The sequence below is a fragment of the Streptomyces sp. NPDC002328 genome, from assembly GCF_042890065.1.
Taxonomy (GTDB): Bacteria; Actinomycetota; Actinomycetes; order Streptomycetales; family Streptomycetaceae; genus Streptomyces.
Window position 1 is genome coordinate 191,982 of the sequence record NZ_JBIARQ010000009.1, and the last position, 22,142, is coordinate 214,123.

Sequence of the window (22,142 nt, forward strand, 5' to 3'; positions counted from 1 at the left end):
TCACCGGGTCACCAGGCCGGCGGGTCACCGGGTCACCGGAGGAACACCCCGATCCCGTTCGGCACCGGGCGCTCCGTTCCGTCCGACGGGTGGTTGCGCACCGTGGCCCGGGCCGCGCCCGGCGCGCGGGCGACCAGGGTCGAGGATCCGCCGCCGTCGAGACTGAAGCCCCCCGTCGCCCCGAGGCTCTTCAGGGCCTTGGCGACCTCGGCGATCGTCAGACCCTTGCGGTACCGGGGCGCGCCGTCGACCGCGAAGAGCAGCACGCGCCGCCCGCCGTCCGCGATGCCGACGGCGGTGCGCACCGCCGAGGTCCGCGTGTCCAGACCGGGCAGCGGCTGCCCGCCGGAGAGCACCGGATAGCCGCCGACCGCGAACCGGTACGTACGCCCCGACGCCGCCGTCAGCCCGTACCGCACCGTGACCGCCTGACCCCGGGTCAGCCGGCGCAGCCGCTGGGCGCCCGCCTCCCGGCCCACCAGCACCGTGGTGCCCGCCGCGACGGGGCCGCTCCCCGGCACGGCCGAGACCGACGCCACCCTGCCCCGCCGCAGCGTCACCTCGTAGGTGCGGGCGCTGCACGCCGCCGCCCGCTCGGTGTCCGAGCCGCAGGTGGCGCGCTTGCGCGAGACGCTGCCCCAGTCCGACGTGTACGCGCCGACGGAGTTCTCCGGCAGCGCGTACTGGTTGAGCCCGCCCAGCGGCTGCCGCCGGCCGCCGACGCTGAACGACCCGTTCAGCGTCAGCGCGTCGATCCGGGCCCGCCCGTCGTCGCCCACCCCGAGCACGGCGTCGGTGTCCGTGCCGGGCGGCAGCTCGGGGCCGAACCGCTGCGCCGTCGGGACCGCGCCCTTGAGCGCTTTGCCGTCGGCGATCGCCGGACCCACGCTCGCGCCGGTCGCGGCGACGCCCGGATGCTGCACCTCGCTGATGTTGAAGAAGTCGCCGTTGACGCCGGCGACCGCCTTGCGCGCCGCGGCCTGCCGGGAGAGGGGCTCGCGCGACGCCACCTTCCCCGGGTGCAGCAGCCCGAGCCGCACCCGGGCGTTCGTCAGATCGACGCTGACGACGTGCACATGGGTGAGACCGGCCGCCGCCGGCAGGTCGTAGTGCCGGTACGCCACGCCCGGCGCGACGGCGGTGGGGGCGGCCCCGGCCCCGGTGCCGGCGGCGGGCGCGGCTGCCGTCGTGGCCCCGGTCGCGGCGGCGGCCGGTCCCGCTCCCGTCAGGGCCGCGCCGGCCAGTGTGCCCAGTGCCGTCAGCAGCGTCAGCGACGTCCTGCGCGCCGTCACCGTGCGGGAACACACTTCCTGATGATGCGTCACACATCCCCCAGACTCGTGCGGGCGGCAACCCTCCCACGAGCCGCGCGCGGAACTCGGGGAAGCGGGCGTGAACACCACGAGAAGGGATGAGAAAAGCCACGAATCCGGGTGATTTCACTTGCTTTCGTACGCGGTGAAGTGCGCCGGCGCGTGGTCGATCGGCAGGTCCGGGCGCCAGGCGGTGAGGGCCTGGGCGCTGCACACGAACAGCGAGGGCGGCAGGCGGTCCAGCCGGTACCAGCGCCAGTCGCCGACGCGTTCGTCCGGCTGGTCGGCCGGCTCGCCCCGCCAGTCGGTGACGGCGGCGGCGACGGTGACCCGGACGACGTCCTCGGAGTGGTCGAGGAGCGTGCCCAGCAACCGGACGTCCGCCGGGTCCGCCCGCAGCCCGGTCTCCTCCCTCAACTCCCTCACGACGGCGTCCTGGAGCGACTCACCGGGCTCCACGGTGCCGCCGGGCAGCTCCCAGGTGCCCCGGCGGTGACGGCCGAGCAGCAGCCCGCGCGGGCCGTGCAGGACGGCGCCCACGCCGAGGGCGGCGTGCGGGACGGGCGGCAGGGCGGTGCGCGGCCGGGAGGTGACGCGCGCGGGCCGCCGGGCCCGGAAGACGCGGTGCGCGGCGGGGTTTCCGGGGTCCGGGGCCGTCACCTCCACGACCTCCTCGACGTACAGCCCGTGGTCGACGAGGAGTTCGCGCCAGGTCTCCTCGGCCGGCGCGGGGGAGGGCCCGTCGCCGCGGGAGTCGGTGTGCGGCACGCCGAAGCACAGCGTCCCGCCGGGCTTCAGCGCCGTCGCCAGCGCGGGCAGCAGCCGGCGCGGGTCGATGAACGGTACGGCGTCGACCGAGTAGACGACGTCGTACGGCTCCGCGTCGCGCAGATGGGCCACCGCGTCCGCGTGGACGAGACGCAGGCCGGGGAGGGACTCGTAGCGGGCGCGGGCGCGTTCGATCCGGCCGGGCTCGGAGTCGACGGCGTCCACCTCGGCGCCGTACGCCCGCACCAGACGGGCCGCGTACCGGGCCGTACCGCAGCCCAGATCGAGCACGCGCCGCCCCTTCAGCTCCCCGAGGAACCCGTCGTCCGGCCCCGCTCCGCGGAACCACCGGTCGATCCGCTCGGCCTCCCCGCTCTCCTGGTCGTCCGGATCGTCCGGCACGCGGGGATTCGGCATGGGCGGCCTCCTGGGTCGGCGGGTCGACGGCGCGGAGATTCTTACCGGAGGCCGGCCGGGGTAGTCGTCAGGCGCGCACCGGATGCTTGCTCATGATGGAGACCCGGTTGAACGCGTTGATGGTCACCGCCACCCAGATGACCGCCGATATCTGGTCCTCGGTGAGGACTTCACGGGCGGCGGCGTACGCGGTCGCCTGCGCGGAGGCGTCGGCCGGGTGGGTGGTCGCCTCGGCGAGCGCGAGGGCCGCGCGCTCCGGCGGGGTGAAGAGGTCGGTGTCCCGCCAGGCGGGGAGCACGGCGAGCCGCCGGGTGGTCTCACCGCCGCGCAGGGCGGCCCTGGTGTGCAGATCGAGGCAGTACGCGCACCCGTTGAGCTGCGACACCCGCAGGTTGACCAGTTCCACGACGGTCCGCTCCAGGCCCGCTTCGGCGGCGGTCGCGCGCACGGCCTCGGAGGTCTGGAGGAGCGCGTGGTAGGCCTTGGGGCTCTGCTTGTCGATGAAGATCCGTCGCGTCATACGGATCATGGTGACATAGTTGAATCCGAAACATTCGGGTGTTCCGGAACGGTCGTCAAGTGCTCGTAGGCGCCGGTGAGATGGAGCAGGCGGCGCAGGACCGGGCCCGTGTCGTCGAGATGGAGCGTGACGCCGCGCTCGCAGGCGTCGCGGTGGATCCGGAGCAGCACCGTCAGGCCCATGGAGTCGACCATGTCGAGCCGCGCGCAGTCCAGGCGCAGGTGCCGCACGTCCTCGCGCGTGCGCAGTAATTCACCGTCCGTGAGATCGAACACCTATGCAGGTGCAAAGGGGGGGTATTGCGTGCGGGGCGATGAGCCTCGCGCGCCCTTCTGGCGCGCTGTATGCGCCCTGCCAGTGGGAGTCGGCCTCGCGTTAGTTTTATCCGGCAGGCGGAAATGAGCCACCGTATCACCTCTCTCCAGTGGTGAAACGATGCGGCATTGCCACTGCATCCGTCCGGGAAAGTCTTGCCACTGGGATGGGGGAACGTTATGGACATGCGTTACGAGGCGTTTTCCTACGCCGACAAGGTGTTCTATGACTCACCTGTCCGATGGGCGACGACGGAGGAGTTCGACGCCGTCGGCGAGAAGCCGCCCGCCGGCTGGGTGGGCAACGCGCGGGACGTGTGGGTGGGCCGGCAGCTCGCCGACGTCGAACTGCCCGACCAGGGCTGGAAGATCCACGTCTCCGCGTGTCTCGACAACGCCGAGCACATCCTCGCGGTCGTCAGCGAGTACTGCTTCGAGCACCGCGTGGCCTTCAAGTTCCTGCGCAGCCCCACGCTGGTGCAGACCCAGAACGCGAAGTACGCCTCGCGCGGCTCCAGCGGGAAGTTCATGACGCTGTACCCGGTCGACGAGCCGACGCTGGAGCGATGTCTGAACGACCTCGGCGAGGCCCTCGACGGCCAGCGCGGGCCGTACATCCTCAGCGACCTGCGCTGGCGCGAGGGGCCGCTCTACCTGCGCTACGGCGGCTTCACCGAGCGGTTCTGCCGGTCGGAGACCGGTGAGCTCGTCCTGGCCCTGCGGGAGCCCTCGGGCCGGCTCCGCCCCGACGTGCGGCGCGCCGTGTTCGAGGTGCCCGACTGGGCCCCCGTGCCGGCCGTCATGCAGCAGGCGCTGGCCGACCGGGCGAGAGCGAGCACCGCCGACCTGCCCTACACCGTGGAACGGGCGCTGCACTTCTCCAACGGGGGAGGCATCTACGTCGGCAGACCCGCCGGCGGCGGCGACGAGGTGGTCCTCAAGGAGGCCCGCCCCCACGCCGGCCTCGACCAGCGCGGGGAGGACGCCGTCACCCGGCTCGGCAGAGAGCACGACATCATGCGCCGCCTGAGCGGCGTGCCGGCGGTGCCGTCCGCGCTCGGATACTTCACCGCCTGGGAACACCACTTCCTGGTCCAGGAGTTCGTGCCGGGCGAGCCCCTCAACAGATGGTTCGGACGCCGCTACCCCCTGGTCCACCCCGACCCCGACCGGTCGGAGATCGACCGGTACAGACAGGAGGCGCTCGACGTCCTGGAGGGCATCGAGGAAGGCCTGAACGCCATCCACGAGCGCGGAATCGTCTTCGGCGACCTCCACCCCCGCAACCTGATCGTCAGACCCGACGGACGGGTGTGCTTCATCGACTTCGAACTCGCCTCGCCCGTCGACGAGTTCGTCAGACCCGGGCTCGGCGCCGCCGGCTTCGCCGCCCCCGCCGACCTGCACGGCTTCGCCATCGACCGGTACGCCCTCGACGCGCTGCGCCTGTGGATCTTCATGCCGCTCATGCAGCTCACGTCGCTCGACCCCGACAAACGCGACCAGTTGGCGGACGCCGCCACCAGACGCTTCGGGCTCCCGGCCCGGCCCCTGCCCGCCCAGTCCTCCGGCCGCTCCGAACGCGCCCCGCTCGAAGCGCTGTTCAGCGGCGACGACACGGACTGGCCCGCACTGCGCGACTCGATGGCGGCGGCGATCAACGCCAGCGCCACCCCCGATCGCCTCGACCGCCTCTTCCCGGGAGACCCCAACCAGTTCACCCACGACGGACTCGGACTCGCCTATGGAGCGTCCGGCGTCCTGTGGGCCCTGCACTCGACAGGCGCCCGCGTCGAACCGGACCACGTCCAGTGGCTCGTGGACGCCGTCGGACGCGAGCCCTGCCGCCCCGGTCTCTACACCGGCTCCCACGGCGTCGCCCTGGCCCTCGACCGCCTCGGCCGCACCCGGCAGGCGCACAACCTCCTGGACCGGCTCCTGAAGGACCCGCTGGACGCCCAGGGCAGCGACCTCGCCGGCGGACTGCCCGGCATCGGACTCACGCTGCTGCACTTCGCGGACGCCACCGCCGACGCCTCCCTGCACGCCGCCGCGGTCGACGCCGCCGAACGCCTCGCCGACCGTCTCAAACCGGCCTCCGCCGGCGGCGGCCCACCCGCAGGCCCACCGGCAGGCACACCCGCCGGACCGCCGGCCGGCGCGCGCACCGGACTCCTGCACGGCAGCACCGGGGCAGCGCTGCTCTTCCTGAGACTCCACGACAGCACCGGCGACAGCGGTCTCCTCGACCTCGCACGCCAGGCGCTCGACCAGGACCTGGCCCGCTGCGTCCTCACCGACGACGGAACCCTCCAGGTCGACGACGGCAGCCGGGTGCTGCCCTACCTGGAGTCGGGCAGCGCCGGCATCGCCGCCGTACTGCACTCCTATCTGCGCCACCGCCCGGATCCGGAGCTGCGGCAGAGCCTGGACCGCATCCGCGCCGCCGCCGAACCCGAGTTCATCGTCCAGCCCGGTCTGTTCAACGGGCGGGCGGGACTGATCTCGCTGCTGCACCTGCTCCAGGACGGCACCACGACCCACGACCGGACGATCCGACGGCACATCCGCCGACTGGTCTGGCACCTCGTCCCGTACGAAGGCCATGTGGCCTTCCCCGGCGAGCAGTTGCTGCGCCTGTCGATGGACCTCGGCACCGGCTCCGCCGGCATCCTCCTCGCCCTGGGCTCCGCCCTGGCCGGCACCCCGGCACTGCCCTTCTGGGACGGCCGGCGGACCACGGCCCCCGCGTCCCGCCCCCCGGCCCTGCCGGCGGTCTGACCGCCGCCCACACCCGCGGCGACCCCCACTGCGACATCCGCGGTCGCAGTCACGAGTTTCCGGCATTCGCCGGGAAGCAGAAGCACCGACCGAAGCGACAGGAGTACATCATGTCCATCCTCAGCCTGCAGGCCATGGAGACCCCCGAGGAGACCACCGAGTACATGTCGGTGATCAGCTCCCTCAGCGTGGTCAACTGCACCAACAGCACCGTCAGCACGCTGCTGTGCCTCTAGCCGGCACGCCCCGGGTCGTCCGTCCGCCCCACTCTCGGATGACTTGGTGACCGGATGAACAGAGCCGGCCCGGGCTGAGGGACAGCCCGGGCCGGCGTTCTCGTGCCCGCATCACGACCGACCGCCCCACGACGGTCCGCTTCACGACCGTCTGCCCTACGACCGCCCGTCCAACCTCCGCAGGAGTCGCGCATGGGACAGGAACCCTCGGAGCAGCCGCAGCGCAGCGGGGTTCCCGATCGTACGGCCTCTCGTGCCGGCGCACGCTCCGTGTGGTGGCCCACCGTCCTGGCGCTGTCGGTGGCGGCGAGTTCGGCCGCCGCGCTGATGCTGCCCGCCGTCCTCGCCGACGCCGTCGACCGGGCCCTGTCCGGTGGAGCCCTCACCGGCGTCGCCCCGCTCGCCGCGGTCGTCGGCCTGCTCACCGCCGCCGAGACCCTCGCGCAGTACGCGGGGCCGCGCCACACCGCCGACACGACGGCCCGGCTGCGCGCCGCGCTGGTGCGGCACGTGATGGCCAACGGCCCTTACCCCGCACGGCGGATCCCGACCGGCGACCTGGTGGCCCGGCTCACCGCGAGCACCGCGGAGGCCGCGCTCGGCGTCCAGGCGGTGATCTATGCGATCGCCCAACTCGCCATGGCCACCGGCTCCGTCGTCGCCCTGGCGCTGCTCGCCCCCGAACTCGCCGCCGCCTTCCTGGTCACGGCCCCCGCCGGGTTCCTCCTGGTGCGCCGGCATCTGCGGCGCACCGTGCAGCGCGGCGCGGGCTACCAGACCGCGCAGGCCGCGGTGGCCGCCCGGCTGCTGGACGCCCTGGCCGGCCGCCGCACCATCGCGGCCGCCGGAACCGTCGAGCAGGAGATCGAGCGCGTACTGCGGCCCGTCCCCGAACTCTCCAGCCACGGAAGGGCGTTGTGGGACAGCCAGCGCCGCGTCGCCTGGTCCACCGGCCTGCTCGCCCCGGCCACCCAGATCGCCGTGCTCGCCGTCGCCGGACACGAACTCTCCACCGGGGCGCTCAGCACGGGCGACCTCATCGCCGCGCTCGGCTACACCGCGCTCGGCCTCGGCGGCTTCGGCACGGCCCAGAGCCTCCTGGACCACGCTCGGGCCAGGGCCGGGCAGACCAGGGTGAACGACGTCCTCGACGAGCCCAGGCAGCCGCCGGGCCTGCGCCCCCTGCCTCCCGGCCCCGGCCGCCTGGAGATCCGCCAGGTGACCGTACGACGCGCAGGGCAGGCCGTGCTCGACCGGCTCGACCTCAGTCTCCCCGCGGGCAGTTGCGTCGCTCTCGTGGGCAACTCCGGTTCGGGCAAAACACTGTTGGCGGCGGTCGCCGGCGGACTCCTGGTCCCGGACAGCGGACTGGTGCTGCTGGACGGCGTGCCCCTGGACGAGATCCGCCCCGCGGAGCTGCGCACGGCCGTCTCCTACGCCTTCTGCGACCCCGAGTTGACGGGCGCCACCGTCCTCGACGCCCTCCGCGCCGCCGAACGGCCCGTGTCCGCCGACCGGGCCCGCCGGGCCGCCCGCGCCGCACAGGCGGACACGTTCATCCGCCGGCTGCCCGCCGGTTACGACACCCCCCTCGCCGACGCGCCCCTCTCCGGAGGGCAACGGCAGCGCGTCGGGCTCGCCCGCGCCCTGGCCCGCGACTGCCGGCTGCTCGTCCTCGACGACGCCACCGCCAGTCTCGACACCGCCACCGAGGCCGCCGTCCTGGACGCCCTGCACGACACCCACGGGGACCGCACCCGGCTGATCGTGACGCACCGGACGTCCACCGCCGCCCGCGCCGACGCCGTGGCCTGGCTGCACGAGGGACGCGTCCGGGCACTCGCCCCGCACCGGGTCCTGTGGCGCGTGCCGGCCTACCGCGCCACGTTCACCGGCGCCGAGGAAGCCGCGCACCGGGCGGACTGAGCCCCCCGTAGGACCGCCGGGAGGCGGGCACGGCACGGACCGTCGAGGGACAGGCACGAAAGGACAGGCACGTATGCCGCACCGCACCGCCGGCGCCCACCGCACCGCCGGCGCCCACCGCACCGCCGACGCCCCCCGCCCGGCCGACCCCGCCCCGCCGCCCGCCGACCCGTCCGCGACCCCCGGCCACTCCTCCCCGATCGCGACCAGCGGCGCCGCCCTGCGCCTGATCCGGGACGGCCTCGCCCGGAGCCGGGCCGCCGCCCTGCGGCTGACCTGGTGGACGCTGCTGTCCGCCGCGCCCGCCCTCGTCTCGGGCAAGGCCCTCGCCGTCGCCGTCGACCAGGGCTTCCTGATGGACCGCCCCCGCACAGCGGCCCTGGGCCTCGTCCTGTTCGCTCTGTGCACCTTCGGCGGGGCCTGGGCGAGCCGGCAGACCTACCCCTGGCTCGCCGAGATCGTCGAGCCGCTGCGCGACCGGCTGTTGCGCGAGGTCGTCACCGGCACCCTGCGCCGCGCCGTCGCGCGCGGCACGCACCGGGAGGACTCCGCCGCCGTCGCCGTCGCCCAACTCACCCGACAGGTGGAGGCGGTTCGCGACTCGGTCGCCGGACAGCTCATGCTCGTATGGCAGTTCGTCCTGACGGTTGTCGCCGTCGTCGCGGGCACCGCCGTCCTCGCCCCGGCCGCCGTGCCGCTCGTCGCGGGACCGCTGCTCCTCGCGCTCGCCCTGTTCGCCGTCCTCGCGCCCGCGACCGTGCGCAGACAGCGCGCGGCCTTCCACGCCGAGGAGAGGCTCGCGGCGACCACCGTCGAGACTGTCGGGGCGCTGCGCGACCTCGTCGCGTGCGGGGCGCACGACCACGCGCAGCGCGACGTGCTGCGGGCCGTGGCGGCCCAGTTGTCCGCGTCGCGGGCGCTGGCGTCCGTGGCGGCCGTACGGCGGCTGATCGTGGCGCTGGGCGCGCACAGCCCGCTGCTGCTGGTCGTCCTCGCCGCGCCGGCCCTCGTCGACCGCGGCATGACCCCCGGAGACGTCGTGGGCGTGCTCGCCTACGTGCTGGCCACCCTGGAACCCGCCATCCGCCTGCTGGTGCAGGGAGTCGGCGCGTCCTGGCTGCGGCTGGCCGTGGCGGCGGAGCGCCTCGCCGAGGCCGCGCGCCCTCCCGAGCCCCCCGAGGAGCCCTGCCCCGCGCTGAGTCCCCTGGACGGGTCGGCCGCGCTGTCGGAGGTCACCTTCGCCTACGGGCCGGGCGCCGAACCGGTGCTCGACGGCCTCGACCTGTCCCTCGCCCACGGCGAGCACCTGGCCGTGGTCGGCCCGTCCGGCGTCGGCAAGTCCACGATGGCCGACGTCCTGGCCGGCATCCTCCCGCCCGACAGCGGGCGGGTGACCCTCGGCGGCGTCCCCCTCGACCTCGTCAACGGACCCGATCTGAGCCGGATCCGGGCCCTCCTTCCGCAGAACCCGTACGTGTTCGCAGGGACGTTGCGGGAGAACCTCTGCCAACTCGCCCCCGACAGCCCGGACCACGCCCTCGACGACGCCGTGGAAGCCCTCGGCATGGGCGCTCTGGTGCGACGGCTGGGCGGGGCCGACGGCTGGGTCGACCCGGCCGAACTGTCCTCCGGTGAGCGCCAGCTCATCGCCCTGGCACGGGTCTTCCTCTCCCGCGCCGAGCTCGTCATCCTCGACGAGGCGACCCGGCACCTCGACGCCGCGGGCGAGCAGCGGGTAGACGAGGCGTTCCGGCGGCGGCCCGGGACGGTCGTCACGATCGCGCACCGCATCGCGCCGGCCCGCCGCGCGGACAAGGTGCTGCTCCTGGACGGCCGCCGGCCGTGGACCGGCACCCACGACTCCCTGCTGGCCCGGGTGCCGCTCTACGCGGAACTGGTGGGCCACTGGAACACGGGTGCGGCCGGGCCCGTCGACGGCGGGCCCGGTCACGGCGGCGATCCCCTCAGCGGCCGGGCCGCAGCATCAGATCGCTCATCGTCGCGTCCCGCGGCAGATCCAGCGCCGTGAGGACGGCGGCGGACACGGAGGCCGGGCTCATATGCGCCTCCGGCTGGTACGGCAGCCCGAACTGCTCGTGCAGCCGGACCTGCATCGGCGTGTCCGTCTCGCCGGGGTAGACGGTGGTGACGCGGATCCCGTGCTCGTACTCCTCCGCCCGCAGCGACTCGGCCAGCGCCTTCAGCCCGAACTTGGACGCCGCGTAGGCGCTGAGCCGGGGCGGCGCGTGCACTCCCGCCCCCGAGTTCATGAAGACGACGTGCCCGCGGGCCGCGCGCAGCGCGGGCAGCAGCAGCCGCGTCAACTCCGCCGGTGCGACCAGGTTGACCGCGAGGGTGTCCTGCCAGGTCCGCGCGCCCACGTCGCCGATCCGCCCCGACTCCGCCACCCCGGCGACGTGCAGCAGCGAGTCCAGCCGCTCGGGCAGCTCCTGCGATTCCAGCCGGCCGGGCAGCTCGTCCGGCGCGGACAGGTCGGCCACCAGGGTCCGGCTGCGCGGATACCGCGCGCGCAGGGCCCTCGCCCGCGCCTCGTCCCGGGCCAGCAGCCACAACTCGTGCTCCCGCGCGGCGAGATCGTCGGCCAGCGCCGCCCCGATGCCGGAACCGGCGCCTGTGATCAAATAAACTCCCATGGACCGATACATGCCCGACCGGGCACTTCGTTCCCCCTGTCGAGGCAGCTCGCCGTTGCACACTGCGGCCGTCGTGCGCCGCTCCGCTCCGGCGTGCGCGGTCCGACACGTCACACCGCCGGGCCGCCCCCGCGCCCCCGGCGTTCGTCACCCCTGTGAGAGGGACTGCTCCGCCCAGATCGTCTTCCCCCGGTACGTGTGCCGGGCGCCCCAGCTGCGGCTGAGCTGGGCGACCAGGAGCAGGCCGCGTCCGCCCTCGTCGTAGTCGCGGGCCCGGCGCAGATGCGGGGACGTGTTGCTGGCGTCGGAGACCTCGCAGATCAGGCTGCGGTCCAGGATCAGCCGCAGCTCGATGGGCGGCTCGCCGTACCGGATCGCGTTGGTGACCAGTTCGCTCACCACCAGTTCGGTGACGAACGAGGCCTCCTCCAGGCCCCACTCCCGCAGCTGCCGGCTGGCGATGCTGCGGGTCTCGGCCACCGCGGACGGTTCCGGCGCCACGTCCCAGGCGGCCACGTGGGCCGAGTCCAGCGCGTGCGTCCGCGCCAGCAGCAGCGCCACGTCGTCGGAGGGCCGGTCGGGGAGCAGGGCGTCGAGCACGGTGTCGCACGCGTTCTCCAGCGACGGGTTCCCCCGGGCCAGCACGTTCAGCAGGGTCTCGACGCCCTCGTCGATGTCCCGGCCGCGGTCCTCCACCAGGCCGTCGGTGTAGAGCGCGAGCAGGCTCCCCTCGGGCAGCTCGATCTCCGTGCACTCGAACGGCAGCCCGCCGAGGCCGAGCGGGGGACCGGCCGGGAGGTCGAGGAGCTGCGGTGTGCCGCCGGGGACGATCAGCGCCGGCGCGGGATGCCCGGCCCGGGCTATGCAGCAGCAGCGGCTGACCGGGTCGTAGACGGCGTACAGGCAGGTCGCGCCGATGTCGGCGGTGCTGCCGGACAGGTCGTCGGCCTCGGCGGACAGCCGGTTGACGAGATCGTCGAGATGGGTCAGGAGCTCGTCGGGGGGCAGGTCGACGTCGGCGAGCGTCCGCACGGCGGTGCGCAGCCGCCCCATCGCGGCCGAGGCCTGGATGCCGTGCCCCACGACGTCCCCGACGACGAGCGCCACCCGCGCCCCCGAGAGCGGGATGACGTCGAACCAGTCGCCGCCCACGCCGGACTGCGCGCTGGCCGGCAGATAGCGGGAGGCGACCTCGACGGCGAGCTGCCGCGGGAGCCGCTGCGGCAGCAGGCTGCTCTGGAGGGTCAGCGCGGTGGCCCGCTCGCGGGAGTAGCGGCGGGCGTTGTCGATGCTCAGCGCGGCCCGTGCGGTGATCTCCTGGCACAACAGCAGGTCGTCCTCCTCGAAGGGGTCCGGATGCCGGTGCCGGGAGAAGGTCGCCACGCCGAGGGTGATGCCGCGGGCGCTCATGGGCACCGCCAGCACCGAGTGGAAGCCGAACCGCCGCATCCGCTCCGCCCGGTCGGGAGCCTCGGACGCCCACTTCGCCACCCCCGCCGGGGTCACCCGGTGGATCCTGGCCTCGCCCGAGGCCAGGCACTCGGCCGCGGGCGAGGGGTCCGGGTAGGCGGCCACCGCGCCCAGCGCCACCACCGCCTCGGGGCACCCCGGCAGCACCGACTGGTTGGCCACGCGGCGCAGCAGCACGGGGCTGGGCAGCGCCTCGGCGCGCAGCTCCTGGTCGTCGTCGATGTCGGGCAGCAGGTCCACGGTGACGAAGTCCGCCAGCTGCCCCACGGCCACGTCGGCGAGCTCCTGCGCGGTGAGGGTCAGGTCGAGGGTGGTGCCGATGCGCACCCCGGCCTCGGCTACCAGGGCGAGCCGCTGTCTGGCCAGGTGCTCCTCGGTCCTGTTGTGCGCGGACAGCAGCACGCCCCGCACCGTGCCGCCGGCGTCCCGCACCGGGGCCAGGGACACCGACCACGCGCTCACGTGCCGGTCGCCGGCGAGTTGCAGGGCGGCCCGCAGATGCTGCTGCTCGCCGGTCTCGACGACCTTGCGCATCAGGCGCTCGGTGCGTTCGCTCTCCGGATCGAGGACGATCTCCGAGACCCGCAGCCCCCGCATCTCGGCCTCCGACAGGCCCAGTACGCGTTCCATGTCGGCGTTGGCCCGCAGCAGCTGCAACCCGGTGTCGTAGAGCGCCATGGTGCAGGGGGAGTGGAGCATCGACCACCCGAGCAGGCTCTCCTCGTCGATCTCGGGACGGGAGGGGGCCGTGGGCGCGACGATGAGCCACTCGCGGCTCCGGCCGGCGCCGCCGTCGGCGGACGGGCCGTGTTCGCGGCGGTGGACCAGCAGGCCGACCGCGATCGGATGACCGTCCCGGTGCCGCAGATTCACCGTGCCGTTCCATCGGCGCGTCGCCACGATGGATCTCAGCGCGGAACCGGTGAGGCCCTCGGCGAGCAGGACGGCCGCCGAACGCCCCATGACCTCCGAGGCCTCCCAGCCCACCAGCCGCCGCGCGCCTTCGCTCCACCCGGTCACCACGCCGAACGCGTCCACGACCGCCCGTGCGGTCGCCGACCCGCCGTTGACCTGCGTCGCCGGTGCCGCAGGTCCGTCCCCGGTGAATCCGGATCGCGTCATCGCGCCCATCCTGCTCTCAGCAGCACCGGCCTATAACCGACACATCGGGCACTCATTATAAAACCCGAGCATGTGGGTTATGTGCCCATGCCAAGGTGCAGGACTTCTCGTGCCGAGGCGCAGCACTTCCTGCGCCGATGTGCAGCACTTCCTACAGCCGCCGTACCGACTGCCGGACGACCAACTGCGTGCCCAGCACGACATGGTCGTCCCCGGCGCGCGAGCCGTCCCGGTCCAGGGCCATGCGCACGGCGGTGCGGCCGAGTTCCTCGAAGGGCACCCGGACCGTGGTGAGGGGCGGTGTCAGGTCGCGGGCGAAGGGCACGTCGTCGAAGCCCGCCACGGACACGTCGTCCGGCACGCCGAGCCCGGCCTCGCGCAGCGCGGCGAGCGCGCCCAGGGCGACCATGTCGGAGGCGGCGAACACCGCCGTGAACTCAAGGCCCGCGCGCAGGGCGTCCCGGGTGCGGACGTACCCCGAGGCGCGGGTGTACGTCCCCGTGATGTCGAGCTCCCCGGCGTGCTCGACGCCGAGGGCGCGCAGGGCGTCCCGGTAGCCGGCGCGGCGCTGGTCGGCGCTGCTCAGCCCGGCCTCGCCGCCCAGGAACAGCACCCGCCGGTGCCCGGAGGTGAGCAGGTGCGAGGCGGCCTGGTAGGCGCTGCCCCGGTTGTCGTAGTCCACGACGGTCACCGGCAGGTCCGGCGTCGGCGCCGGACGCCCGACGAGCACCAGCCGCGACCCGGCGGCGTCCAGCGCCCTCGCGTACCCGGCCATGCGCCGGTCGTACGCCTCGTCCGGCACCACGCCGCCGACCAGGAGGACGGCCGCCGCGTGCTGCTCCCGCGCGAGCTGGACCAGGTCGTCCTCGCGGGCCGGGTCGTCGTGCGTGGCGCACACCAGGCTCAGCCGGCCGCGCTCGGCCGCCTCCTGCTCCACTCCCGCGGCGACATGGGCGAGCGACGGGCCGGTGATGTCCTTGACGACCAGGGCGACCGGGCCGGCGACCCGCCCGGAGAGCGCCTTGGCATGGACGTTGACCACATAGTGCAGGGTCTCGACGGCCGCCATGACGCGTGCTCTCGTCTCGTCGGAGACGGGGTAGTTGCCGGCGAGCGTGCGGGAGACGGTCGCCACCGAGACGCCGGCCTTCAGAGCGACGTCACGGATGGTGCTGGGCCTGTCCTGGACGGCCTGCCCGGCCTCGGCGCGCCTGCGCTTCCCGGGCCGGCTCGTGCGGACGGCCGGCCGCTCGGTGTTCCCGTTGTCCGCCACGGCTCGACGCTACTGCATACGGGGTGCGCCCCGGTGCACGGCTGCCGAGGGGGGATGCCGACGGGGTGGGGGTGTAGGGGGTGGGGATGCCGGGTTCCAGCGGGGACTACTCAGGACGCCGGTCGAGCGTCACGCGTGCGGCTGCCGCCTGCGCCGCCTCTTACTCCCGCTGGTTCGGCCGTAGGCCTCGGGCGCCCCGGCGACGCCGTGGAAGCGACGGGGCCAGCATGTCATGTGCCGTGCAATCGGACCAGCGGTCCCGGCCGGGCCGCGTCCCTGCCTGCTCCCTCGCGTCCCTGCCCTTCCCCCAGCGCCCCTATCCGCCCGACAGCCTCGCCGCCCGCGCCGCCAACGCCTCCAGCAGCAGATCCACCGCCTCCTCGAACGAGCTGTCCCCCATCGTGTGCAGCGACGGGCGCACGGCGGTCAGGGCGGGGTACGTCGCCGGGTTCAGGCCCTGGTACACCTCGCGCCAGGCCCGGTGGTCGGCCTCGCGCTGCTCCCGCGGGAGGGCCTGGAACGCCGCGTCCATCGCCGCGTGGCTGAGCACCGTGTCGATGAACGCCAGATACAGGCGCGCCGCGTCGGCCGCCGTGAAGCCCCCCGACAGCAGCAGCGCGATGCCGGTCTCCACCGCGCGGATCTCGTTCTCGCGCCGGGTCACCCGGTACGACGCGAAGGCCGCCGCCCGCGGATGGGCGAGGTAGCCCGCCCGCACCCGCAGGGCCATCTCGCGCAGCCCCGCCACCCAGTCGTCCCCGGGCGCGAAGCCCGCCATGGCGTCGCCGATGATGCGGTCGGCGATGGCGAGCACCAGGTCGTCGGTGCCGTGGAAGTAGCGGTAGAGGGCGCTCGGATCGCAGCCGAGGGCGGTGCCGAGCCGGCGCACGCTGAGCGCCTCCGGACCGTGCTCGCCGATCAGCCGCAGCGCGGTCTCCACGATGAGGTCCTCCGACAGCAGGACCCCCGTGCGGGTGGGGCGGCGGCGTCTGCGCTCCTGCGGGACACGGGTCGTCACAGCGGCCCTCCTCTCGCCCGCGGCCCCTCCGAGGAGCCGGGTACCGTCAGTGAAGGGGCCTTGTCCGTCTTATGTCAACAGCATTGACGCAACGAGAAGCCCGGGTGTTCCATCACATTCCGCCGCGCGGCTCTTCCCTCGTTCCCTCCCCGCGAGGAGCCCTTCATGACCTCCGCGTCCCCTCAGCCCGCCACGCCCTCCGCTTCTTCCGCGTCCACGCCCTCCGGTGGACCCGGCACCGGACTGCGCCGCACCCTCGGCGTCGTCGACGGTGTCGCCATCGCCGCCTCCAGTACCGCCGCCACCACCAGCATCGCCATCGGCATGGGCACGATCGCCACCATCGTGGGCCTCCAGGCCCCGGCGCTCCTGCTCCTCGCCTTCCTGCCGGTGCTGGGCATCGCCACCGCGTACGCCCGCCTCAACCGCTCCGAGCGCAACTGCGGCAACGGCTACACCTGGGTCGGCAAGACCCTCGGCCCCTGGCCCGGCTTCCTCACCGGCTGGGTCACCATCGTCGGCTCGGTCATCTTCTGCGCCTACACCAGCGCGGTCATGGGATCGGTCGTCCTGATCTTCGCCAACAAGGCCGGGCTGCACTCGGTGGCGGGCATCGCCCTCGACCCCTCGTCCACCGGCGTCAGCACGGCCGTCGGACTGGTGCTGCTGCTCGGTCTGACCGCCCTCGCCGTCACCGGCATGCGCGCCACCACCCGCTTCCAGTTCGCCCTGCTGGTCTTCGAGTACACGGTGCTGCTGGGGTTCTGCGGCTGGGCCCTGATCACCGGCGAGCAGTCCTTCTCGCTCTCCTGGTTCAACCCCTTCGCGATCTCCGACGGCACCGCCTTCGCGCAGGGCATGGTCCTCGCGGTGTTCTTCTTCTGGGGCTGGGACGCGGCCTTCAGCGTCACCGAGGAGACGAGGGAGCCGGGCGACTCCGCCCGCGGCGGCCTGATCGCCCTGTTCGCGATGCTCGGGCTGTTCCTCTTCGCCTCGGTCGCCTTCCAGCGGGAGATGAGCCTGACCGAACTGATCGAGAACGGCCCGCAGGCCCTGCCGTACCTCGGGCAGAAACTGGCCGCCGAACCCTGGGCGACCCTGCCCGTCGTCGCCCTGATGTTCTCCGCGGCGGCCTCCGTGCAGTCCACGCTGATCCCGACCGCGCGCGGGCTGCTCGCCATGGGCCGCGACCGCACCATGGGGCCGCTGTGGACCCGGGTGCACCCGCGCTACGGCACCCCGGCCGCCGGCACGGCCGTCGTCCTCGCCATCGCCTCGACGGTCGCCGTGCTCGCCGTCGCGATCCCGAAGCTCAGCGACATGCTGCTCGCCGCCGTCAACGCCATCGGTCTGCTCGTCGCCCTCTACTACGGGCTCACCGCGCTCGCGTGCGCCGTGCGCTTCCGCTCCGCCCTGCGCGAGGGGCCGCGTGAGGCGGTGCTCGCGGTGGGCGTGCCCGCCGTGTCCAGCCTGGTGCTGCTCGGTCTCGGCGGCTACCTCGGACACTCGTACCTGACCATGAGCGACCACTTCGAACTCAGCCCCGACAACGGGTGGTTCATGTTCTCCCTGCCCGCCGTCATCGTCCTCGCCGGTCTCGTGATGGCCGCCGTCGCCAAGTACGTCCGCCGCTCCCCGTTCTTCGCCGGCGGACACGGCACCGACGCCGAGGCGATCAGCCTGCCCATGGACCGCACACCCGCCTGACCCCGCCCACCGGACCACCACCCGTCCCCCCCCGCCCCTCCGTCTCCTCCCTGGAGCTCATCCCATGCCGCAGTCCCGGCCCGAGGGCCCCGCCGATGTCGTGTTCACCGGCGGGCCCGTCCACACCGTCGATCCCGCCCGCAGCCGCGCCACCGCCGTGGCCGTGCACGGCGGACGGATCACGGCCGTCGGCCACGACGAGGTGCACGCCCTGATCGGGCCGCGCACCGAGGTCGTCGACCTCGCCGGGAAGCTGCTGCTGCCCGGCTTCCAGGACGCCCATGTGCACCCGCAGGGCGCGGGCCTGGAACTGGGCATGTGCCACCTCGCCGACACCGTCGACCCCGCCGAGTACCTGCGGCGGATCCGGGCCTACGCCGACGACAACCCGGACGCGGAGTGGATCACCGGCGGCGGCTGGTCCCTGGAGGCCTTCCCCGGCGGCGCCCCCACCGCCGCCGCCCTCGACACGATCGTCCCCGACCGGCCCGTCTTCCTGCCCAACCGCGACCACCACGGCGCCTGGGTCAACACCCGGGCGCTGGAGCGGGCCGGCATCGACGCCCGCACCCCCGACCCCGTCGACGGCCGGATCGAACGCGACGCCGACGGCAACCCGACCGGCATGCTCCAGGAGGGCGCCGTCCACCTCGTGGGCCGGCTGCTGCCCGACCCCACCCCCGAGGAGCAGCTCGCCGCCCTGCTGCGCGCCCAGGCCGTGCTGCACTCCCACGGCGTGACCGCCTGGCAGGACGCCATCGTCGGCGCGTACGCCAACATGACGGACCCGGCGCCCTCGTACCGCACGGCCCTGGACCGGGGGCTCCTCACCGCGCGCGTGGTCGGCGCCCTGTGGTGGGACCGTGTGCGCGGCGCCGAGCAGATCCCCGAACTGGCGGCCCGGCGCGAGGAGTTGAGCGGTGGGCTGTTCCGGGCCGGCGCGGTGAAGATCATGCAGGACGGCATCGCCGAGAACCACACGGCGGCCATGCTCGACCCCTACCTCACCGGCTGCGGCTGCGCCTCGGACACCGGCGGCGGCACCAGCGGCATCAGCTTCGTCGAACCCGGCGAGCTGAAGAAGTACGTCACCGAACTCGACGCGCTCGGCTTCCAGGTCCACTTCCACGCCCTCGGCGACCGCGCGGTGCGCGAGGCCCTCGACGCCGTGGAGGCCGCGCGCACCGCCAACGGGCACCGCGACACCCGGCACCACCTCGCGCACCTCCAGGTCGTCCACCCCGACGACGTACGACGCTTCCGCCCCCTGGGCGCCACCGCCAACCTCCAGATGCTGTGGGCCGCCCACGAGCCGCAGATGGACGAGCTGACGCTGCCCTTCCTGGGCCCCGAACGCGGCGCCCGGCAGTACCCGTTCGGCGATCTGCTGCGCGCCGGGGCGACCCTTGCCGCGGGCAGCGACTGGCCGGTCAGCAGCCCCGACCCGCTCCAGGCCGTGCACGTCGCCGTCAACCGCCGCTCCCCGGACGCCCCCGAGGGCACCCCCGAGTTCCTGCCCGGACAGCGCCTCGACCTGGGCTCCGCCCTCGCCGCGTACACCGCGGGCAGCGCCTATGTGAACCACCTCGACGACGTCGCCGGCAGCATCGCCGTCGGCAAGGCGGCCGACCTGGTCGTCCTCGACCGCGACCCGTTCACGCGCCCGCCCGAGGAGATCGCCGCCACCCGGGTGCTGGAGACCTTCGCGGCCGGACGGCGCGTCCACGCGGCCCCCGACGCCTGACCCGCGCGGGTGTCCCGCCCGGCGTCACCGCGCGAGAGCCCTCGCCAGTTGCCGCCGGGAGGTCAGGTCCAGTTTCCGGAACACCTTGCGCAGGTGGTAGTCGACCGTGTTGGCGCTGATGAACAGCTGCGCGGCGATCTCCGCGTTGGTCGCGCCGTCCCCGGCGAGCCGGGCGATCGTCAGCTCCTGCGGGGTCAGCGGGCTCGTCGTCCCCGTCCGGGCCGGGACGACGGGCTCCCCGGCGGCGGCCAGCTCCCGGGCGGCGCGCCTCGCGTACGCGGCGGCGCGCATCCCGCGGAACATGACCAGGGCCGCCCTGAGCTGCTCCCGGGCGTCCTTGCGGCGTCTGCGCCGGCGCAGCCACTCGCCGTAGAGGAGGTGCGCGACGGCGAGATCGGAGTCGGTGGCCGGGCCGGACAGCAGCTCCACGGCCCGCCGGTACAGCGGCTCGGCGTCGGCCGCGGGGGCGAGCAGCGCCTGTGAGCGCGCCAGCACGCCGAGCGCCCAGGGCGTCCCGGCCGCCGTCGCGCAGGGCGTGAGGGTGCGCAGGGCGGCGGTGGCGAGGAGCCGGTCGCCGCAGCGCACGCCCACCTCGACCAGCGCCGGCAGGAGCCGCGCGTGCAGGCCGAGGGCGAGGGGCGAGAGCCCTTCCCCCGCTGTCTCGTGGGCGTGGGGGAGGCCTTCCGCGAGACCCTCTGCGAGGCTCTCCGCCTCGCGACGCACCGCAGCCGACGCCGCGGGGTCCGCCGTCCGTGCGGGCGGCGCGTCCTGCCCGTCCAGGGCGTGGGGCGAGTGTCCTTCCCTCGCTGTCTCGTGGGCGTGGGGGAAACCTTCCGCGAGCCCCTCCGCGAGACCCTCTGCGAGGCTCTCCGCCTCGCGACGCACCGCAGCCGACGCCGCGGGGTCCGCCGTCCGTGCGGGCGGCGCGTCCTGCCCGTCCAGCGCGTGGGCCGCGTCCTGCCCGACCAGTTCGTGGGCGACGGCGCGGGCCCCGGCGTAGTCGCCGTCGCCCAGGGCCAGGACGACCGCGCCGGCGAGGGCGAGGGTCTCCATCGCGCCGTTGCCGAGCGCCCGCGCCGCGTCGAGCGTGCGGCGCAGCAGTTCGTGGACGCGGTCGTCGTCCGCGTGCCAGGCGAGCAGCTCGGGGTTGCGGTAGATCTGCCGCTGCGAGGGGCCCGCGCCCATGGCGGTGAGGATCTGCCGGCTCTCGGCCGCCAGATCGTCGGCCGAGGTCAGACGCCCCAGCGTGGTCTCGGCCATGGACCGGCAGAACAGGATGCCGTTGAGGTGCTGGAGGGCCCCGCCCCGGCGGGCGACGGCGTCGGCGCGCCGCAGCAGCTCGGTGCGGGCCTCGTGGTCCCACAGCAGGGTGGCGAACCAGACGCCCAACTGGTAGCCGCGCAGGACCATGTCGTCGGGCGTGTCCGGAGCCGTCAACGCGTCCAGCGCCTGCCGCAGCCGGGGAACGGCCCGCTCGTAGCCGTCGGAGGCGAGCACGGCGAAGCCATGCAACAACTGATCCACCGGCGTACCCGCCCCGGCGGGGAGGGGCCCGGCCGCCGGGGTGCCTGCGCTGGGGGTGCCTGTCTGCGGGGTGTCCGCCTCGGGGGTGCCTGTCTGCGGGGTGTCCGTCGCGGGGGTGCCTGACTGCGGGATGTCGGCCTCGGGGACTTCCGCCTCCGGGATGTCCGCCTCGGGGACGCCTGCCTCCGGAAGGCTTGTTTGCGGGGTGTCCGCTTCGAGGGTGCCTGCCTGCGAGGTGCCCGCCTCCGGGGTGCCCGTCGCGGGGGTGCCTGACTGCGGGATGTCGGCCTCGGGGACTTCCGCCTCCGGGATGTCCGCCTCGGGGACGCCTGCCTCCGGAAGGCCTGTCTCCGGGGTGCCAGTTGCGGGGGCGCCTGCCTGTGGGGTGCCTGCCTCGGAGGGGCCCGCCTGCGGGATGCCTGCCTCCGGGACGGCCGTCTCCCGGATGCCCGCCTCCCGGGAGCGGGACAGTACCGCTGCTGCGATTCGGGCTGATGTCGATGCCGGGGCTCGGTGGCGGGCGGTCAGGGTCCATTCGGCGGCTCGTAGTAGCGCCTCGCGCTCCTGTTCGGGGGCCCGGTCGCCGAAGGCCTCCGCGGCGGCCAGGCACAGTGCCGCCGCCCTGGCGTGGGAGCCGGGCTCGCCCAGGCCGTTGAGGACGCCGGCCCGCACCAGCAGCGCACGGCCGCGCGCCTCGTCGTCCAGCAGCCCGGTGTCGACGGCGTCCAGCAGGACCTTCGCCTGGAACGGCGCCCCGGCCGTGACGGCCGCCTCCGCCGCCGCGAGCAGCCGCCGGGCACGGTCGCCGTCCCCCGGCGTCAGCTCGGCCGCCCGGGTCAGGAACGTGGTGCGGGCCGCGTGCCCGCCGCGCGCGCCCGCCCGGTCGGCCGCCCGCTCCACCTGGTCGGCGATGGCCGCGTCGGGCCCCGCCGAGGCCGCGGCACGGTGCCAGGCGCGCCGGTCGCTGTCGGCGGGACGGTCGGTCACCTCGGCCAGCGCCCGGTGCACCCGCCGCCGCTCCACGCTGGTGGCGCCCGCGTACACCGCGGACCGCACCAGCGGATGCCGGAACACGGCCGACGCCCGCAGCTCCACCAGCCGGGCGGCCTCCGCCGGCGCGGACGCGTCGGCGCGGACCCCGAGCCGGTACGCCGCCGCCGCGATGTAGCCCAGCGCGCCGGCCGGTTCGGCCGCCGCGAGCAGCAGCCAGGTACGCGTCGGCGCGGGCAGTTCGCCGACCTGCCGCAGATAGTGCTCCTCCAGCCGGCTGCCCACCGGCAGCGGCTCGGGCAGCGCCAGCGCGCCCGAGAGCTGCCGGGCCGACAGCTCACGCCCGAGGTCGGTCAGCGCCAGCG

At 74.5% G+C, this 22,142-nt stretch carries 17 protein-coding genes; 8 read left to right on the plus strand and 9 right to left on the minus strand.

Annotated elements, in window-relative coordinates:
• Positions 1 to 32: 32 nt before the first annotated feature.
• The 4 genes from ACFYX4_RS23580 to ACFYX4_RS23595 all read right to left on the minus strand — a co-directional run bounded on the left by ACFYX4_RS23580 (position 33) and on the right by ACFYX4_RS23595 (position 3,293).
• Entirely contained in the window at positions 33 to 1,307 is a 1,275-nt protein-coding gene (locus tag ACFYX4_RS23580; RefSeq protein WP_389336599.1) for a phosphodiester glycosidase family protein, read from the minus strand.
• 132 nt (positions 1,308 to 1,439) lie between these two features.
• Positions 1,440 to 2,498, minus strand: a complete 1,059-nt coding sequence (locus ACFYX4_RS23585; RefSeq protein ID WP_389336602.1) for an NUDIX domain-containing protein — start codon at positions 2,496 to 2,498, stop codon at positions 1,440 to 1,442.
• 67 nt (positions 2,499 to 2,565) lie between these two features.
• On the minus strand, positions 2,566 to 3,018 hold the full coding sequence (locus tag ACFYX4_RS23590) for a carboxymuconolactone decarboxylase family protein (RefSeq protein ID WP_389336605.1): 453 nt from the start codon (positions 3,016 to 3,018) through the stop codon (positions 2,566 to 2,568).
• 5 nt (positions 3,019 to 3,023) lie between these two features.
• The gene (locus tag ACFYX4_RS23595) at positions 3,024 to 3,293 is read right to left on the minus strand and encodes an STAS domain-containing protein (protein WP_389336608.1); all 270 of its coding nucleotides are present in this window, start codon (positions 3,291 to 3,293) and stop codon (positions 3,024 to 3,026) included.
• Positions 3,294 to 3,512: 219 nt separating this feature from the next.
• Between ACFYX4_RS23595 and lanKC the strand changes: the two genes are divergently transcribed.
• The 4 genes from lanKC (at position 3,513) to ACFYX4_RS23615 (ending at position 10,304) form a co-directional block, all read left to right on the plus strand.
• Positions 3,513 to 6,113: a class III lanthionine synthetase LanKC gene (gene lanKC / locus ACFYX4_RS23600; protein ID WP_389336611.1), complete on the plus strand. Its 2,601-nt coding sequence runs from the start codon at positions 3,513 to 3,515 to the stop codon at positions 6,111 to 6,113.
• Positions 6,114 to 6,223: 110 nt separating this feature from the next.
• The gene (locus ACFYX4_RS23605; RefSeq protein ID WP_389336614.1) at positions 6,224 to 6,349 is read left to right on the plus strand and encodes a SapB/AmfS family lanthipeptide; all 126 of its coding nucleotides are present in this window, start codon (positions 6,224 to 6,226) and stop codon (positions 6,347 to 6,349) included.
• Positions 6,350 to 6,541: 192 nt separating this feature from the next.
• Positions 6,542 to 8,275, plus strand: coding sequence for an ATP-binding cassette domain-containing protein (locus ACFYX4_RS23610; RefSeq protein ID WP_389336617.1), 1,734 nt, complete (start codon positions 6,542 to 6,544; stop codon positions 8,273 to 8,275).
• A 73-nt stretch (positions 8,276 to 8,348) separates the two neighbouring features.
• Entirely contained in the window at positions 8,349 to 10,304 is a 1,956-nt protein-coding gene (locus ACFYX4_RS23615; protein WP_389336620.1) for an ATP-binding cassette domain-containing protein, read from the plus strand.
• Here ACFYX4_RS23615 and ACFYX4_RS23620 read toward each other — a convergent pair.
• The 4 genes from ACFYX4_RS23620 to ACFYX4_RS23635 all read right to left on the minus strand — a co-directional run bounded on the left by ACFYX4_RS23620 (position 10,240) and on the right by ACFYX4_RS23635 (position 15,812).
• Positions 10,240 to 10,929 carry an SDR family oxidoreductase gene (locus ACFYX4_RS23620; protein ID WP_389336623.1) on the minus strand — a complete coding sequence of 230 codons (690 nt, stop codon included), beginning with the start codon at positions 10,927 to 10,929 and terminating at the stop codon, positions 10,240 to 10,242. The genes ACFYX4_RS23615 and ACFYX4_RS23620 overlap by 65 nt on opposite strands.
• A gap of 147 nt (positions 10,930 to 11,076) precedes the next feature.
• Positions 11,077 to 13,530, minus strand: coding sequence for a SpoIIE family protein phosphatase (locus tag ACFYX4_RS23625; protein WP_389336625.1), 2,454 nt, complete (start codon positions 13,528 to 13,530; stop codon positions 11,077 to 11,079).
• 142 nt (positions 13,531 to 13,672) lie between these two features.
• On the minus strand, positions 13,673 to 14,794 hold the full coding sequence (locus tag ACFYX4_RS23630; RefSeq protein ID WP_389336628.1) for a LacI family DNA-binding transcriptional regulator: 1,122 nt from the start codon (positions 14,792 to 14,794) through the stop codon (positions 13,673 to 13,675).
• A 316-nt stretch (positions 14,795 to 15,110) separates the two neighbouring features.
• A complete protein-coding gene (locus ACFYX4_RS23635) occupies positions 15,111 to 15,812 on the minus strand; it encodes a TetR/AcrR family transcriptional regulator (RefSeq protein WP_389336631.1) in 702 nt (233 codons plus the stop codon).
• Positions 15,813 to 15,977: 165 nt separating this feature from the next.
• Here ACFYX4_RS23635 and ACFYX4_RS23640 point away from each other — a divergent pair, with 165 nt between their 5' ends.
• On the plus strand, positions 15,978 to 17,519 hold the full coding sequence (locus ACFYX4_RS23640; RefSeq protein WP_389336634.1) for an APC family permease: 1,542 nt from the start codon (positions 15,978 to 15,980) through the stop codon (positions 17,517 to 17,519).
• Positions 17,520 to 17,583: 64 nt separating this feature from the next.
• Positions 17,584 to 19,263, plus strand: a complete 1,680-nt coding sequence (locus ACFYX4_RS23645) for an amidohydrolase (protein ID WP_389336637.1) — start codon at positions 17,584 to 17,586, stop codon at positions 19,261 to 19,263.
• Between the two features lie 24 nt (positions 19,264 to 19,287).
• Here the strand turns inward: ACFYX4_RS23645 and ACFYX4_RS23650 are convergent, their stop codons facing one another.
• Positions 19,288 to 20,673, minus strand: a complete 1,386-nt coding sequence (locus tag ACFYX4_RS23650) for a LuxR C-terminal-related transcriptional regulator (protein WP_389336908.1) — start codon at positions 20,671 to 20,673, stop codon at positions 19,288 to 19,290.
• Between the two features lie 312 nt (positions 20,674 to 20,985).
• Between ACFYX4_RS23650 and ACFYX4_RS23655 the strand changes: the two genes are divergently transcribed.
• Together ACFYX4_RS23655 and ACFYX4_RS23660 are read left to right on the plus strand one after the other, a co-directional pair.
• Positions 20,986 to 21,060, plus strand: a complete 75-nt coding sequence (locus tag ACFYX4_RS23655; protein WP_389336911.1) for a pentapeptide repeat-containing protein — start codon at positions 20,986 to 20,988, stop codon at positions 21,058 to 21,060.
• A gap of 105 nt (positions 21,061 to 21,165) precedes the next feature.
• Positions 21,166 to 21,282: a hypothetical protein gene (locus ACFYX4_RS23660; protein ID WP_389336914.1), complete on the plus strand. Its 117-nt coding sequence runs from the start codon at positions 21,166 to 21,168 to the stop codon at positions 21,280 to 21,282.
• Positions 21,283 to 22,142: the final 860 nt, after the last annotated feature.